Annotated in this window: 12 protein-coding genes; 8 read left to right on the forward strand and 4 right to left on the reverse strand. The window is 60.7% G+C overall.

Annotated elements, in window-relative coordinates; translation table 11 throughout:
• Window positions 1-620 precede the first annotated feature (620 nt).
• A complete protein-coding gene (locus tag C1T17_RS10990) occupies window positions 621-977 on the forward strand; it encodes a hypothetical protein (protein WP_104953481.1) in 357 nt (118 codons plus the stop codon).
• A 467-nt stretch (window positions 978-1444) separates the two neighbouring features.
• Here C1T17_RS10990 and C1T17_RS10995 read toward each other — a convergent pair whose 3' ends face one another.
• Together C1T17_RS10995 and C1T17_RS11000 are read right to left on the reverse strand one after the other, a co-directional pair.
• A complete protein-coding gene (locus tag C1T17_RS10995) occupies window positions 1445-2671 on the reverse strand; it encodes a dipeptidase (protein ID WP_104953482.1) in 1227 nt (408 codons plus the stop codon).
• Window positions 2672-2673: 2 nt separating this feature from the next.
• Window positions 2674-5055 carry a TonB-dependent receptor gene (locus C1T17_RS11000; RefSeq protein WP_104953483.1) on the reverse strand — a complete coding sequence of 794 codons (2382 nt, stop codon included), beginning with the start codon at window positions 5053-5055 and terminating at the stop codon, window positions 2674-2676.
• A gap of 626 nt (window positions 5056-5681) precedes the next feature.
• On the opposite strand from C1T17_RS11000, the gene C1T17_RS11005 reads away from it, so the two are divergent.
• From C1T17_RS11005 to C1T17_RS11035, 7 genes are all read left to right on the forward strand, one after another.
• Window positions 5682-6584 (forward strand): LysR family transcriptional regulator, encoded by a 903-nt coding sequence (locus tag C1T17_RS11005; protein ID WP_104953484.1) that lies wholly within the window; start codon window positions 5682-5684, stop codon window positions 6582-6584.
• A gap of 119 nt (window positions 6585-6703) precedes the next feature.
• Window positions 6704-7912, forward strand: a complete 1209-nt coding sequence (locus C1T17_RS11010; protein WP_104953485.1) for an MFS transporter — start codon at window positions 6704-6706, stop codon at window positions 7910-7912.
• Window positions 7913-8259: 347 nt separating this feature from the next.
• Window positions 8260-9006, forward strand: coding sequence for an alpha/beta hydrolase (locus tag C1T17_RS11015; RefSeq protein ID WP_223262547.1), 747 nt, complete (start codon window positions 8260-8262; stop codon window positions 9004-9006).
• Window positions 9007-9117: 111 nt separating this feature from the next.
• Window positions 9118-9534 (forward strand): cupin domain-containing protein, encoded by a 417-nt coding sequence (locus C1T17_RS11020; RefSeq protein ID WP_104953486.1) that lies wholly within the window; start codon window positions 9118-9120, stop codon window positions 9532-9534.
• Window positions 9535-9539: 5 nt separating this feature from the next.
• Window positions 9540-10424, forward strand: a complete 885-nt coding sequence (locus C1T17_RS11025; protein ID WP_104953487.1) for an aldo/keto reductase — start codon at window positions 9540-9542, stop codon at window positions 10422-10424.
• Window positions 10425-10564: 140 nt separating this feature from the next.
• Complete coding sequence (locus C1T17_RS11030; RefSeq protein WP_104953488.1) at window positions 10565-10927, forward strand: cyclophilin-like fold protein; 363 nt, start codon at window positions 10565-10567, stop codon at window positions 10925-10927.
• A gap of 100 nt (window positions 10928-11027) precedes the next feature.
• Window positions 11028-11785 (forward strand): IS5 family transposase gene (locus C1T17_RS11035; RefSeq protein ID WP_104953489.1). Its coding sequence is split into 2 segments (ribosomal slippage): window positions 11028-11352 and window positions 11352-11785, totalling 759 coding nucleotides; the frame shifts between segments, so codons are not numbered across the junction.
• A 315-nt stretch (window positions 11786-12100) separates the two neighbouring features.
• On the opposite strand, the gene C1T17_RS11040 is transcribed toward C1T17_RS11035, so the two are convergent.
• On the reverse strand, window positions 12101-12775 hold the full coding sequence (locus C1T17_RS11040) for an MBL fold metallo-hydrolase (protein WP_189338313.1): 675 nt from the start codon (window positions 12773-12775) through the stop codon (window positions 12101-12103).
• A gap of 319 nt (window positions 12776-13094) precedes the next feature.
• On the reverse strand, window positions 13095-15278 hold the full coding sequence (locus tag C1T17_RS11045; protein WP_104953491.1) for a TonB-dependent receptor: 2184 nt from the start codon (window positions 15276-15278) through the stop codon (window positions 13095-13097).
• Window positions 15279-15698: the final 420 nt, after the last annotated feature.

The following is a 15698-nucleotide window of genomic DNA, read 5'->3' on the forward strand; positions in this document are numbered from 1 at the left end:
GGGTCGAATGGCTCGGAAGGTCACGAAAGTCACGCTACGTCACCCCCCAGTCGGGGCGTTTTCAAGCCGGCTGAGATTTGTGCGGTAGTGCTTCTGCGGGTGGGAGGCCCGCCGCGGTATTCCCGTATAAAGCTGTAGCTGCGGACGTATCGGATGCCACACACTCCAGGCTCCTGCGTGCGCAGGAGCACGATGGCGCTTGTGCCGCATTGTTGGGGCAGATGCATCACTTTCTCCCCTCGTCACAAGAGTTCAGGCCAGCCGAAGGCCCCCGCCTGAAGTGTACGCAGCCTTTTGCTGCTCAGGACAGCTTTATGGCGCTGCCAGCCGTTGCGCCGTCGGTCTTGGTCGCCAGTGCAGCTTTGCAATCGGTGTGCCGTCGGCTGACCTGCCCTTGCGCGAGGTGCGGTTCGGGCCGGAGGGGGTGCGGCGGAGATTGCGTGCAGGGCGTTAGGCTTGAGGCACGGGCGGGGGTGTAGCGGATGGGGTGGGGTGTAGGACAGGGGAATGTCTTAGATGGGTGGATAGCGGAATGTCAGCTAATTGAAAAATTACTGACATAGCTGCCACTTGAACGTGCTGTCGCCCCGGGCAATAGACGGTGCCGATACATGCGAGGAGTGGCACTGGTGCAAGAGCTGTTGTTTGATGAGATGTCCGGTCACGACTCTCAAATTGAAACCATCCTTGTTGATCCGGTTGCGGAGACTGTCACAGTCAGCTTCCTTTCCTATCCGACCGATCAGTGCCGAGATCGCATCCCGCTCAAAATCCTGTTCACGAAAGTTACGTCCGTCAGTACCATCGCGGACATCAAGGAACTTGCAAAAAATAGGGGCTTCGGAAATGTTGTCCAGTGGCATATTTCGAAGAAGGAGGGGACTTCGTTCATTTCGCTTACGGGTGGCTATCTCGCGATCACATCGCGCGATGTTCCCACTGTGATGGACGGACCTGAAATGTCCGCTTCCGAGTGATCCCGTATTTATTTGAAATGTTAGAAACTGGTCGTGAGACGTCCGGCAGGTATTTTCTCTCACGATGGATCGCCCGCCCGAAAGAGGACCGGCAGCTATAGCATCATCTCCGCTGAAGAGCCGACAGTCTAAAATCGGCCCATCTTACGCAGTTCGGGTGTGAACGGCGACGTCCCGTCGAACGTCCGCTCCTGTCAGGAGCTGCCATTTGCGTGGATTGGCGGGAATGCCAGCAATGTCCCACCTCCCGTCTACTGATGTCGACCCTTTGTCGCCGCTCAGGGCATAAGTTTAGCTATCCCGCAGCGGACGTTCTGCTTCCTCTTCGCTAAGGGTTCCCTGCGCAGGCCGAACGCAGCTTCGGCATCCGCGTGCGATGCACGGGCGTCATATCTAACGCCGGCAGTCGCCTCGCTTTGGCGACAATTCCTTCAACACCCATAAGGCGGGCAATTCGTGATCGGGAATCACTTTGACAACTTGGCGGCTTCGGCTGCCGCCAAAACCCGCAGTACATTTCCCGACCATATTTTGGCGATGTCGCTTTCCGAATAGCCAGCCTTAAGCAGAGCAGCCGTTATCTTGGGCAAGGCCTGTACGTCCTCCATTCCGACCACACCACCTCCACCATCCCAATCCAGACCGATACCGACATGGTCGGGCCCGACCACCGTCAGTGCGTGCAACATATGCGCCATGAAATCGTCGAAGGTTGGCTTGTCCGTGTCAGGATAGAGCTTATCGATCTCCTGCCGCTTGGCCAGCAGTTGCGTCCGCAATTCCGGCGACATCTTTGCACCGTCTCGCATCTGGCCGAACAGGGCCATCATCGCCTTTTGCCGTTCCGGATCCGGCTTGATGGCGCGCAGGTAGCTGCCGTAAGCGTTCATCTGGATGACCCCGCCCTTGGCCGCAAGCGCCTTCAAATGCGCGTCATCGATATTGCGAGGATGATCGTAGACCGCCTTGCATCCCGAGTGCGTCAAAAGCACCGGCGATGTGGACAGCGCCAGCAGATCATCAAGCACCTGGTCGCTGCTATGCGAGGCGTCAGGCACGATGCCGAGACGGTTCATCTCCTTGAGCAGATCCTTGCCAAGGGGACTAAGGCCGCCATAGCGCGGCTTCTTGGACGGATCGGTCGAGCTGTCGGCGAATTGATTGTGAGCAAAATGCGCAAAGCCCGAAACGCGTACGCCCATGTCGTGGAACAGGTCGATCAGCGACACGTCCTCGCCCAGCGGATAGGCGTTCTCGATCGACATATAGACGATCCGCTTGCCTGCAGCCGCGATCGTTGCCGCATCCTTGGCCTCCAGTGCCAATGCGAAATTCTTCGGGTCCGCTGCGACCATCTCCCTGATCGACACGCCGCGAATCACCGCAAAATCGCGCGCCTTGCGAAAACCCTCGACGGTCAATGGCCCCTGGCCGGTATAGATGGCCCAGAAGCCACCATCCAGGCCTCCCTTCTTCATCCGGGGCAAGTCGACCTGCGTGAAGTCGCTCAGGACATCATGTTCCTCCTCGATCGACCAGCCAGGTTGATCGAGCGAGGCCGGGGTATCGAGGTGGCTGTCGAGCGTGATCATCCGCTCGTGCAGTTTCGCGGTGGGCTTCGAGATCGTCTGAGCATGCACGGACGCGATCGGGAGCAGCGCGACCAGTGCAGCTCCCCAAAGGTAATGCCGCATGATCAGATCTCGCCGGAAATGGTGAACTGGAAGGTACGGGGCGAAAGCGGCCGGAAAAGGCCGTCGCCTGTAACCGATGTCGAGATGAAGGATAACACATCCTTGTCGAAGATATTGTCGACGTTGATTCGGGCTTTGATCCCCTTGACCGGTCCAAAGGTTATGCCGTCACCGATATCCACGTAACCGCTGAAGACCGTATAGGCTGGCACACTAGAGCCCGGTGCGTTGGTAAAGGTCGACCAGCGGCGCGACGTATATTTGCCAGAGATGTTGCCGACCAGCCAGCTTGCCGGTTCGATAGTGACGCCACCGCTGACGATCCACTTGGCACTGTCGGGGATATATTTGTCGGCGATCATGATCGGCGTCGCCGCCGGGATATCGTCCTTGAACTTGGCATTGTTGTAAGTGACGTTGAGGTTGCCATAGGCCAGGCCATTCAGGAAAGACGGCTTGTAGGTGCCGCTGAATTCAACCCCATAGGACTCCACCCGGCCGACATTCTGGAAAAAGGTTTCCGTCGCCGCGCCAGCGCCCGGCAGGAAGGTCGTGATCGACTGGATGCGATTGTCGAACTTCGTGTAATAGGCCGCCAGCGATGCATAGACTTCGCCCTGGTTGGTGCGAATGCCCAGTTCCATATTCTTGGACCGCTCCGGCGAAGGCTGGGGCACGACAGCGGCCGTGCCGGGCCGCGTAACCGAATAGATGTCATCCATGCCCCTGGGCAACGCCATGTTTTCAGCGTAGGAGGCAAAGATCTGGGAGCGTCCGTCGATCTTGTAGAGCAGGCCCGCCATCGGCAGGAACATGTCCTTGTACTGCGCCGAGTTGCGCTGCGGCCCCCATCCGGGAACGCCGACGCCCCCCACGAGGCGGTAATAATCGTCGAAATCGCGATAGCCGTTGTGGACATAATCGAGGGCCAGGCCCTTGAAACCGAAATCGAGCACGAGCCTGTCATCGGCGAGCGACAACGTGTCTTTCAGGAAGACCTGAGTCGTATCGCGCTTGGAGCGATAGTCGCGGCGCAGATATACCAGTTCGGCGAGGTTGGGTGCGCTGTCGGGGCGGCCATCGGTCGTGTTGTAGCGAGCCTGGGTACGGTGATATTTATCGACCTCTCCCCATATGCCCGCCTCGACGGTGTTCGCGCCCATCTCCCAATGCAGTTTGGAAACGATACCGTAGCGATCACCGCCTACGCCCGAGCGGCCGAATTGCACGCCTTTTGGTGCGAAAACGGCAAGCCCGGCCTGCCTTTGCGGAGTGTAGCGGCCCAGCGAGTTGGCATAGCCGTCAGGCGACACGCCATAGCCATTCTTGTCCTCATAATAGGCCGTCGTGTCCCACCATACGCCCTCGGCGATGCCGGCGTGGACGGTGCCGCCATACAGCTTGTCCTTACGGACGTTGATGGCCAAATTGTAGTTCTGCACGTAATTGGCATTGGAATAATAGACACCGGGCGCCGTCGCCAGTGGCGAAAAGCCGGGCGCAGTGTTAAGCGGCACGGTGCTGAGATAGGCATAATCGCGGCCGCAATTCCCCTCCAGATCCCGGCTCACGCAATTATACTGGCCGCGCGTGATCGTGGGAGAATCGTAGTCGAAAAAGTCGTTCGAGACGAACTTGAGGCGCGCCCAGCTGTCGCCCCCCAGGTCGGCGTGGATCTGGCCTTCCCAATGTTCACGATCGACAGAACCTGGACCACGCCACAGGTCGCTGTTGAGCTTGGTTCGACTGACATAAGCTTTGAACGGGCCAACCTTGCCGGTGCTGAAACGAATGAAGGTTCGCTTGAGATCCTGGTCGCCAAAGCTCTGCGAGACGAAGAGGCCAAGATCGTCCTGGGGCGCGATGGAATTGTACTGGATGACGGGGCCGAGCGTAGAATAGCTCGGGAGGCCAACATCGCCCGCGCCAATCGACGCAACCACCGCGCCCAAATTTTCATTATCGACATAGCGGAATACCGGGCTTCCGCCGAAGGCATCGCTGCGGCCAGTAGGGATACCATCGACCAAGAAACCGATCTGGTCCAGATTGAAGGCGCGTGTCTGGACGCTGTTGCCGAACTCGTAGAGACCAAGAGCGCCGTCTGTCTGCACATTAAAGCCGGGAAGCTGTTCGAGCATCTTAAGGCCCGAGATGCCCGAAGGCGCAGACAACAGTGCCTCCCGCGTGATCGCGACGGTGTTGGTGATCTTGTCTTCGCCGATTGCTTCGGCAGATTGTGAGATACGGCGGCCGGTGACAGTTATCTCCTCGTCATTACCTACTTCCGGTTCCTGTGCATGAGCAATGCCAAGCGTTCCGGCGGCGCACGCGAGCAGTAAGGCTGTGCGTGAAGAAAAGCGAATGAACGAACTGGCTGACATTAATGGCTCCCTGTTTCTCAACGAGCCGATCAGGGGCATCTAATGGTGCCGCACCTCTCCCTTTGATGATCAAGTCAGGCCCCTTGCTGTGCGCCCTCATTCAATGCGTCTTCTTGTGAAACGAAAAGAACTTGAGACCCCGCTATAGACCAATGAGATTTTTCTCGGCTTGTGGGCCAATGATGGAAGTACAATGCGCTGCCGGGAAGAACGGCTGAGGCTCGCGGCGGGCAAGAAGAGGACAAAGCAGGCACGCATCTAATTAAAGCTCAACTTCCCTCCATCGGTCAAAGACGACCCTTTGTCGCCATTCGGCCGCCAATTTTACGTACCTAGATGCGGTCTGTCCGCTAACCGGCAGGTCGCAACCCAAACCAAGTCGTTCGCCAAGGGCACAGCAAATGTCCGTTTCTGATAGCAGCCGCAATTCTGCTGGGAACGACAATCCGTACGGTTCAAAATTGGCCAGTGGAGTGGCCAGACCTCAGGATTTCGCCGCCGGTCGGCTCCCAGGCTCAGGAAGGCTGAAGGAACCTGTCGGAACCCCGAAGCGTGGCGGGATCTTACAATGTTGAGCGCATCTCACCACTGTTGCTGTTGCGGCCGCGCATCGGCACAATGGCGACGTGCAGCTAAACCGGACCGATCTCGCTGACTTCAGCTATTTTCTTGCGATTGCGCGGCATCGCAGCTTTCGCCGTGCGGGGCTTGAAGTCGGTGTCAGTGCGTCGGCGCTAAGTCATTCGCTGAAAGGTCTCGAAGCGCGCCTCGGCGTGCGCCTGCTCAATCGCACCAGCCGCAGCGTCACGCTGACCGCAGCGGGCGAGGAACTGCGCGCTGCGATCTCCGCACATTTCGATGCAATTGGCACCGCCGTTGACGTGCTGAACCGCTACCGCGACGACCCGGCCGGTCGCATCCGACTGAATGTGCTGGAACACGCGGCGACAATGTTGCTTGCACCGGCACTGCCGAGCTTCATTCAGCGCTATCCCCATATCGAGGTCGACGTGGTCGTCAGCAATGACATGGTGGATGTAGTCGAGGCAGGTGCGGACGCCGGCATTCGCTATGGCGGAACCGTACCCGAGGACATGGTGGCGCAGCGGCTGTTTCCCGACATGCGTTGGGTCGCGACGGGTGCGCCGGCCTATTTCGAGCGGCACGGCACACCGCTTCATCCGAACGATCTGATGTCGCACAACTGTCTTCGCTTTCGTCTGGGGGATGACAGCCGCTATGCCTGGGAGTTCGATCGCAATGACGAGAGCGTTGCCGTCGACGTGCCCGGCGCGATCACCATCGACAACAGCGCCTTGGCGCTAGAGCTCGCTCGACGCGCCGCTGCCATTGCCTATCTGCCGGAGCCGCTGGCGTTGCCCGACGTAGCGCGCGGCGACCTGCGGATCGTGCTTGAGGATTGGGCTTCACCTGGTCCGGGCTTCCATATCTATTATCCCGGGCGGCGACAATTACCGACCGCGCTCCGTCTGCTCATCGATCACATCCGCGGAGATGATTGGCGCTGATCGTTGAGCAGCGCTCACTGGTTCATCAACGCAGCACCGTCTAATCCGTCGCGTCGGCACTCACCATAATATGCCTGTCCCGGAACGTCCCGGGGCGATTGGATGAAAGTGAGACCGTAATGGCAACCAGCGCCGACCTCGAACTTGCAGCGATGCAGTCGCCGACGCGAGCGGGCAGCGGTGGCTGGGGCGCTGTGGTTGCCCTGACGCTGTGCGTGGCAACGCTGATCGCGTCCGAATTCATGCCAGTGAGCATCCTCACCCCGATCGCCATCGACCTGCGCCTGACCGAAGGTGCGGCCGGTCAGGCCATTTCCGTGTCCGGCCTGTTCGCGGTTCTCGCGAGCCTGACGATCACGTCGCTGACCCGTGGACTTGATCGCCGCAAACTTCTCCTTGGTCTCGCCGTGCTGATGCTCGTGTCGGGCGCGATGGTCGCGTTCGCGCCGAACTACGCGGTGTTGATGGCGGGTCGAGCGCTGCTCGGCATCGTCATCGGCGGGTTCTGGTCGATGTCGGCGGCAACCGTCATGCGCTTGCTACCCGAGGACCAGGTGCCTCGGGGCCTTGCAATGCTGAACGGCGGCAATGCGCTGGCGACCACGATCGCAGCCCCGCTCGGCAGTTTCCTGGGGCAGTATATCGGCTGGCGCGGCGCCTTCTTCATCGTCGTTCCGCTAGCCGCTACCTCCTTTGTCTGGCTGTGGCGCGCGCTGCCGCAGATGTCCTCGCCGCGCGATGCGCGTGCCGCCAACGCGCTCGCCGTGCTGAAGCGGCCCGAGGCGCGCATCGGCATGGCCGCGGTCGCGCTGCTGTTCATGGGGCAATTCACGCTCTTCACCTATCTGAGGCCGTTTCTTGAGGGCGTGACGCAGTTGAGCGTCTCGCTGCTCTCGCTTGTGCTGCTGGGCATGGGCGGCGCGGGCCTCATCGGCACCTGGCTGATCGGGCGCGCCGTGACGCGGAGCCTGTCCGCCACCTTGATTGTCGCGCCCTTGGGCATGGCGGCGATTGCCATTGGTCTGATCGCGTTTGGCACGATGCCGCTGCCCACCGCCGCTCTGCTCGCCGGCTGGGGTCTAATCGGCACGGCGCTTCCAGTCGCATGGTGGACGTGGCTCAGCCGCACGCTGCCCGACGATGCAGAAGCGGGCGGCGGACTGATGGTCGCGGTCATCCAGCTGGCGATCACGCTGGGCGCGGCGGGCGGCGGCCTGCTCTTCGACGCCGCCGGGCACCGCGCGACCTTCCTTGCCAGCGCGGTCCTGCTCGCCGGTTCAGCCCTGCTCGGCATGCTCGGCAACCGCAAACCCTCAATTCAGGAATAGTCGGAGAACTTAGATGAATATCGAATCGCAAAGCACCAGCCATGCTCAGGTGAGCCGGCGGGGCATCCTGCAACTCAGCGGCGCAGCCGTCGCCGCAAGCAGCCTGATGGCGCTGCCCTCCACAAGCTCCGCCGCCGCCCATGGCAGTACCGATTGGGACAAGGTGTTCCCCAAGGGCAGCCGTGTCGATCACCGCAAGGTGAGCTTCAAGAACCGCTACGGCATCACACTGTCCGGCGATCTCTATCTGCCCAAGGACCGCGGAGCCGCTCGGCTGCCCGCGTTGGCGATCAGCGGTCCGTTCGGTGCTGTGAAGGAGCAGTCGTCGGGGGCTCTATGCACAGACGATGGCAGAGCGCGGCTTCGCGGCGATCGCGTTCGATCCATCCTATACCGGCGAAAGCGGCGGCGAGCCGCGCAACGTCGCCTCGCCCGACATCAACACCGAGGATTTCAGTGCGGCGGTCGACTATCTTGGCCTGCAAGCCTTCGTCGACCGCGAGCGCATCGGCGTGACCGGCATCTGTGGCTGGGGCGGGATGGCGTTGAACGCGGTCGCCGTGGATAAGCGGGTCAAGGCGGTCGTGGCTGTCACAATGTACGACATGACCCGCGTGATGGCGAAGGGTTATAACGACAGTGTCACGCTTGAGCAGCGTACGCAGATGCTGGAGCAACTGAGCCGGCAGCGCTGGGAGGACGCCGAGCGGGGAACGCCTGCATACGGCCCGCCGATGAACGAGCTGAAGGGCGGCGAGGCGCAGTTCCTGGTCGACTATCACGACTATTACAAGACGCCGCGCGGCTTCCATCCCAGGTCGGTGAATTCGAACGCGTCGTGGACGGTCACCAACCCGCTGTCGTTCATGAACATGCCGTTTCTGAGCTACATAAAGGAGATCGCGCCGCGACCGATGCTGCTGATCCACGGGGAGAAGGCGCATTCGCGCTACTTCAGCGAAACCGCCTTCGCTGCCGCCGCCGAGCCGAAGGAACTCCTGATCATAACCGGCGCCAACCACGTCGATTTGTACGATCGCAAGGACAAGGTCCCGTTCGACCGGATCGCCGAGTTCTTCGGCCGGAGCCTGTAACTCATGTGCATGAAATATATTCTCGGCGCGGCGACACTCATAAGCGTTTCATCGCCAAGTGCAGCGGACGCGCAGGCGCGGCCAAACTCGTCCCAACTAGGAGCACCTCGCATGGAAATTAGTCGCAAGGCGGACATGAAGACTGTCGAAGGGCCGGCGGAATATTTTACCGGCAAGGCGACGATCACTGGCCAGTTCCAGCGGCCGGACCCCTCGCGGGTCAGCGGCGCCATCGTCAGGTTCGAACCCAGCGCCCGCACGGCATGGCATACGCATCCGGCGGGCCAGACATTAATCGTCACCGAGGGCGTCGGCTGGACCCAGATCGAGGGCGGACCGAAGTTGGAATTCAATGCCGGCGACATCCTTTGGTGTCCGGCTGAGCATAAGCATTGGCACGGAGCCACGCCGCACGAACCTATGACCCACATCGCTATCCAGGAATCGGTGAATGGCACGCCCGTTACCTGGATGGAGAAAGTGACCGACGAGCAATATCTCGCGCCGCTCAGCGAGCCGAAGGAGTGAAACTCATGATCCTCGAAGAAACATTCACGCTCGCCAATGGCGTTGCCATTCCCAGGCTCGGCCTCGGCACCTGGCGGATCGACGATGATGCGGTGGGGCAGGTCGTGCGTGAGGCCATCGGCATCGGCTACCGCCACATCGACACCGCTCAAGCCTACGGCAACGAGCGTGGCGTTGGCGAGGCCGTACGCGCCAGCGGCATCGAACGCGACGCGCTGTTCGTGACCACCAAGCTTGCCGCCGAGTGCAAGAGCTTTGCCGAGGCGCGTGAGCGGATCGACGGGTCGTTGAAGGCACTGGGTCTCGATTATATCAACCTAATGCTGATCCACAGCCCGCAACCTTGGGCCGAGTTCCGCGAAGGCGAACACTTCTTCGAGGGCAATCTCGAGGCGTGGCGCGCGCTCGAGGAGGCCTATCGGGCTGGCAAGCTTCGTGCGATCGGCGTCTCCAACTTCGAGGCGCCCGATCTCGACAATCTGTTCGATCACGGCAGCGTAGCGCCGATGGTCAACCAGATCCTAGCCCATGTCGGCGACACGCCGGTTGATCTCATCGACTACAGCCGCAGCAAGGGGCTGCTGGTCGAGGCCTACTCGCCGGTCGCGCATGGCGCGGCGCTCAAGAACGGGAAGCTGGTCGCGCTGGCGGATAAATATGGCGTCGGCGTCGCGCAGCTCTGCATCCGATACTGCCTGCAACTCGAGCTGCTGCCGCTGCCGAAGTCTTCAAGCGCCGAGCATATCCGTGACAATGCCGCCGTTGACTTCATCATCTCCGATGAGGACATGACGGCGCTACGCGATGTCGGCGATCGCATCGACTATGGGGAAGCAACCGCCTTTCCCGTGTTCGGCAAGAAGCGCCAAGCCGCCGGATCGGCCGAATGAGCCACTCATCGCGTCTTGCTCCTGTCGGGTTGGTCATTGCCCTGCTGACCGGAGCTGGATGCGGGCGCGCCAAACCGAGCGGTACGGCGGCGCCGACGGAGCAATCGATAGCTAAAAGTTCGCCGGTAAGGGCGCCTACCATGATGACCGTCGAGATTGTATCCGGCTCCCGCAGCTGGACCGTGCAGATGAATGATGGTCCTGCGGCGCGCGACTTCCTCGCCCAGCTTCCTCTGACCCTCATTCTCAAGGACTATGGCGGGAACGAGAAGATCGCTGATTTGCCGCACCCGTTGACGCGAGAGAGCGCGCCGGAGGCCGTGACGCCACAGGCAGGCGACGTGGCCTTCTACGCGCCGTGGGGCAATCTCGCGATCTTCTATCGCGACGGGCATCACTCGCCGGGGCTTATCCGCCTTGGCCAGCTTCGAGGTGACGCTGCGAAATTCGCCGGCACAGAGCCGCTTTCGGTGACGATCCGTCGAGCCGAACGCTCCGAGTGAATGTCGCTTGGGACCGCGAACGCGTTATGACGCTCGCTAGGCTCAGGACCCATTGATGTGAGCGTCACGATCTGATTCAGGCTCCGCGAGGAGACCGTAGATGAGTGACCTTTACTGGCTGACTGATGAGCAGATGGCACGTCTGCAGCCGTACTTCCCCAAGAGCCACGGCAGGCCGCGGGTGGATGACCGGCGGGTGCTGAGCGGCATCGTCTTCGTCAATCGCAACGGGTTGCGCGGGTGTGATGCGCCGAGCGCGTACGGCCCGCACAAGACGCTCTACAATCGCTGGAAGCGTTGGGGTGAACGGGGTGTTTTCCTGCGGATGATGGAGGGTCTTGCGGCAGCGGAGGCCGTACCGAAGACCGTCATGATCGACGCGACCTACCTGAAGGCGCACCGCACGGCGTCGAGCCTGCGGGTTAAAAAGGGGGTCTTGGGCGGCTGATCGGCCGCACCAAGGGCGGCATGAACACCAAGCTGCACGCCGTCAGCGATGCGGACGGACGGCCCTTGAGCTTCTTCATGACCGCCGGACAGGTCAGCGACTACACCGGCGCGGCAGCCCTGCTCGACGACCTGCCGAAGGCGCAATGGCTGCTCGGCGACCGTGGCTATGATGCGGATTGGTTCAGGGACGCCCTGGAGGCCAAAGGCATCCAGCCATGTATCCCAGGTCGGAGATCGCGCAACGAGCCGGTCAGATACGACAAGCGGCGCTACCGGCGCCGCAGCCGGATCGAGATCATGTTCGGTCGCCTGAAGGACTGGCGCCGCGTCGCCACGCGCTACGACCGATGCCCGACGGTCTTCTTCTCCGCCATTGCTCTCGCTGCCACCGTCATCTTTTGGCTATGACCAATGAGTCCTGACCCTAGTCAGTTGCGGCGGCCGCGACGCCCCTGCCTCTCCTCCGCGACTGCTCCGGGGGAGGCGGGGTCTCAGGCCTGGACTAGTTAGCCATCATCCAGTTTCAATCACGCCAAATGCACGACCTCCCGAGATTATCGCTGCGAGAATGAGCATGTCGCCTCCTTCCGGCCACAGGGAACAGAGCAGCCGTCGGATCCAGGAGATCGGACGGCTGCCACCGCCTAGAACCGATCCAGATCCGAGGCGAACGTCACCGGCCCTTTGTAATGCATGGCGATCGCCGCCTTCGCTGCCGGGATCTCATCCTCGTTCATGCCAATGTGAGTCAGTACAAGTGCTTTCGCGCCGGCTCGCTGTGCCATGAGCCCTGCCTCCGCCGGGGAGAGGTGTTGGACATGATAATGTCGGGATACGGCCTCCAGCGCCGCTGGGGAAGCATCCGGCCGACTCGCCGGCGACTGTAATCGCGATGTTGCCGATCCTCCCGGACCAGCCGTCGCTCAACTCCACAACCTGGACCGTCTCGGCCGGCGACACGCGGCTGCGTTCACGGATATTGGCCGCCGCCTCGGTTGCAGGCAGCATCGCCTGCACGAGCGCATCCACGGTGGCTTTGGTTCCAGGCGGGCCGTAGATCGTGATCGGTGCCGGCGCCAGCACCTGAAATCGCCGCGACAGGAGCGCGAACAGTCCGCCCGTATGGTCAAAGTGAAGGTGGCTGATGAAGACCGACTGAATCTTCTCGAAGGGAACGCCCGCTTTGCCAACCTGCTGAGCCGCGCCATCGCCAACATCCACCAGGATCATCTGGTCCCCTGATATCAGGAGGTTCGCCGGCTGAGCGCGGGCGGGCCGTGGAATCGGCCCGGACGCGGTGCCCAGAGTCACGAACGTGGGGTCGGTCGCCGACGCAGCTCCAGCCGATAGAACGATTGTAGTTGCGGCTGCGACAGCAAACTTCATCTTGCTAAGCATCCTCAGTCTCCCTTGAATTCCAGTAATCATTTCCGCGTGTGTGCTTGCTGCTCGCCGGCTTTCGCTGTCTTCAGAAGGCGCCGGCACAAGGGAAGCCCCTCTCGCCGACAGAAGAAGCTCCGGCCGCTCTCGTGAGGATGATTGGCCAAGCGTCAGCCTGGAGACATTGGGATTCACAGTCCCGATGCCGACGAGTGCGCTGCGGAAGCTGCCCCTACAAGCGATTGGCTCAGTAAGGATCATTATTCCAAGCGGCACAGCTGCAGTTCCGGACTGTTTCGAATACATGATCAGCAGCGAGCCTTCTGCGGCTAATCCTTCAGTAATTGAAGCGCAACCGTACACCCAGCTCCCGCGGCCGTCCCATGTCCCAGCGCAGGTTGCCAACCAGGGTCAGCAGATTGAGGCCACCTGTCACATACTCCTTATCCGCGAGGTTCGTGCCAAACACCGCTATGCTCCAGCGCTTGTCGGCCGAGCGGAGCTCCACCTGCCCGTTCAGCAGACCATAGGAGGGCACGACCAGGGCATCGACATTGCTTGCTGCACTCGCCTGCTCGCTGCGCCAGGAGTAGTCCAGGTTGGCGGTCAATCGCACACCGGACGCCAGCTCGACGCGATACTGCCCGCCCAATGTATAGGACCAGCGCGGAAGGCGCGGCAGCGGACTGCCGAGGTTCACGCCTACACCTGGATTTAGCCTGTCGAATGCGCCCTCCAAGAATGCGCCACTCACGCGAAGACGGAACGCGTCGGTCACGGCGAAGTCGGACTCCAGTTCGAGGCCATAGATGTGGGCCTCGCCGGCATTCTCTAGAATTGACGTCGGCGCTTGCGGAGCTGGTGGTGGCGGAGTGTATTGACGATTAATCTGCATGTTTTTGTAGTCGGTGTAAAAGAACGTGGGGTTCACGCGAGCCCGGCCATTCCAAAACTCTGTGCGCGCGCCGACCTCGAACGAAGTTACTTCCTCGGATTGAAAGGGGATTGTATCAGCATTGGCAGGCACGATGTTGAAGCCGCCAGCTCGAAAACCCCTGCTGACCGTCGCGTAGGTCATGACGTCTTTGGACCAGTCGTACTGGACCCTCAGAAGGGGAAGAACCATGTCCTCGTCTGAGCTGCCGGAGTTGGACATCCCTGCTACTGGGAGGATGCTGAGCGTGCGGATACTGATCTCTTCCTGCCCAACTCGCAGCCCCCCCGTGACCGAAAGGCGTTCCGTCACATCAAGCGTGAGATTTGCATATGCGGATAGGGATTCTCGCCTCGTCAAACTGCTGGCTCGCGCTTCGTTCACGATTCCGGCTGCGTTTGGTGAGAACTGACTGCCCAGCGTCTCTAGCTCTTCCTTATAGTAGAACAGGCCCCCGACATAATGGAACTTGGTTCCCAGATCCCCGATTGCCTGAAGTTCGTGCGACCACGATTCGATGCTATTTGTGCTACCTTGCCGGGCAACATGCGCCGGGCTGCCGTCCAAGTCGTTGCTATAAGTATCGTCAATCTGCGAACGACCGCTGAGCCACTTCAACTCAAGCGAATCGCTGACCTGCCAATCGGCCACGAAGCGCAAGTGGTTGGCCTTTGTGTCGTTGAAATTGTCGATTTGTAGCCCGCCATAGGTGCAGTAGGTGCACGGCGAAGCCAAATCCTGCGTGTAGCGCGGCAAGTTCGTCGGGCGGCTATTCCATCGCGCAGCCAGGGTGCCGGTAGGGCTGATCTGGGAGATATAGGTGCTGGAGCCACGGCTTTCGCTTTCAGAAAGCTCGTAGCTGAGATCAATTGTGATCGCGTCGGTCGGCCGAAATCGCACCTGCGCACGAGCGAGCCGATTCTCAGTGGCACCTCCCTTGCGATCCCCGATCACTTCGTCGACATATCCGTCGGTCTGCATCGTGGCGCCCGTCAGACGAACCGCTAGCTTGTCACCTATCGGGACGTTAAGCGCACCGATGAGGTCGATGCGGTCGTAACTCCCGTAGGTTCCTTCTAAAAATCCCTCAAAGTCTTCGGTCGGCTTTCTCGTGCGGTAGCGGATCGCGCCGCCGATGGAGTTGCGGCCGAAGAGTGTTCCTTGCGGCCCTCGAAGGACTTCAACCTGCTCAATGTCCATCGCCCGCAACACATTGCCTGAAATGCCGGGATAGTAAAAATCGTCGATGTACAACGGCACGGAAGGTTCACTGCCGTTGCCCGCACGAATTTGCCCAAGGCCGCGGATCCAGAAGGTGGCACTGTTTGCGCCGGGTCCGTTGGTCTGTGAGCCGATTGATAGGCTAGGCACGAGGCCTTCAAGCCCTCGCACAGATTGCACGCCACGCGCCTGCAAATCTTCGCTTGTTATCGCCGTTACGGCCACCGGCGTGTCTTGCAGGTCTCCACTGCGTCGCTCTGCCGTGACGATGATCTCGTCGAGAGCCGGGTCAGCAGATTGTGTCTGGGCGTGAGCGGCCGACGTCACGACAATACAAGCGGCCGAGGCGAAAAGCGCAACTTTCATCGGATCCTCCCATTTGCCCTGTCTTGTTGACAGGCGCGTATTGAACCAAAGTGTGTCGAAAGGCACAGACTCGGGAGTCGGCCCGCTCTGGTTTGCTTCATTCGCAGCAACCGTGATGTACAGCTATTATATTCCAAGTCAAATAGATTGATTGGAGTTGCATTGCCCGTCCGGGAAGTCGCCTGCGTACACCCGGCTGTTCATGTCGTTGGAGGTCGCCGAGCAATCCTGCAGTACACAGGGCAGATGCGTCGCATCGATGGCCGCGTCTAGCCTCTGTTATAACCGGCATCCATTTGGACCGTAGCCTCAGCGATCCGGCACGACAGGCTGAGGGCGGCAGCGTGGGTACGGCATAATGGACCTCTGGGCAAAAAGCAGGATCTCCATCGGCGGAATGCGGATGGTGCCGTCCCTCGC

This window comes from Sphingobium sp. SCG-1, from assembly GCF_002953135.1.
Lineage (GTDB): Bacteria > Pseudomonadota > Alphaproteobacteria > Sphingomonadales > Sphingomonadaceae > Sphingobium.

Coding starts and splice junctions, on each gene's coding strand:
- C1T17_RS10995 (WP_104953482.1), bottom strand. CDS start 2,671: ATGCGGCATTACCTTTGGGGAGCTGCACTGGTCGCGCTGCTCCCGATC.
- C1T17_RS11000 (WP_104953483.1), bottom strand. CDS start 5,055: ATGTCAGCCAGTTCGTTCATTCGCTTTTCTTCACGCACAGCCTTACTG.
- C1T17_RS11010 (WP_104953485.1), top strand. CDS start 6,704: ATGGCAACCAGCGCCGACCTCGAACTTGCAGCGATGCAGTCGCCGACG.
- C1T17_RS11015 (WP_223262547.1), top strand. CDS start 8,260: ATGGCAGAGCGCGGCTTCGCGGCGATCGCGTTCGATCCATCCTATACC.
- C1T17_RS11020 (WP_104953486.1), top strand. CDS start 9,118: ATGGAAATTAGTCGCAAGGCGGACATGAAGACTGTCGAAGGGCCGGCG.
- C1T17_RS11025 (WP_104953487.1), top strand. CDS start 9,540: ATGATCCTCGAAGAAACATTCACGCTCGCCAATGGCGTTGCCATTCCC.
- C1T17_RS11030 (WP_104953488.1), top strand. CDS start 10,565: ATGATGACCGTCGAGATTGTATCCGGCTCCCGCAGCTGGACCGTGCAG.
- C1T17_RS11040 (WP_189338313.1), bottom strand. CDS start 12,775: ATGCTTAGCAAGATGAAGTTTGCTGTCGCAGCCGCAACTACAATCGTT.
- C1T17_RS11045 (WP_104953491.1), bottom strand. CDS start 15,278: ATGAAAGTTGCGCTTTTCGCCTCGGCCGCTTGTATTGTCGTGACGTCG.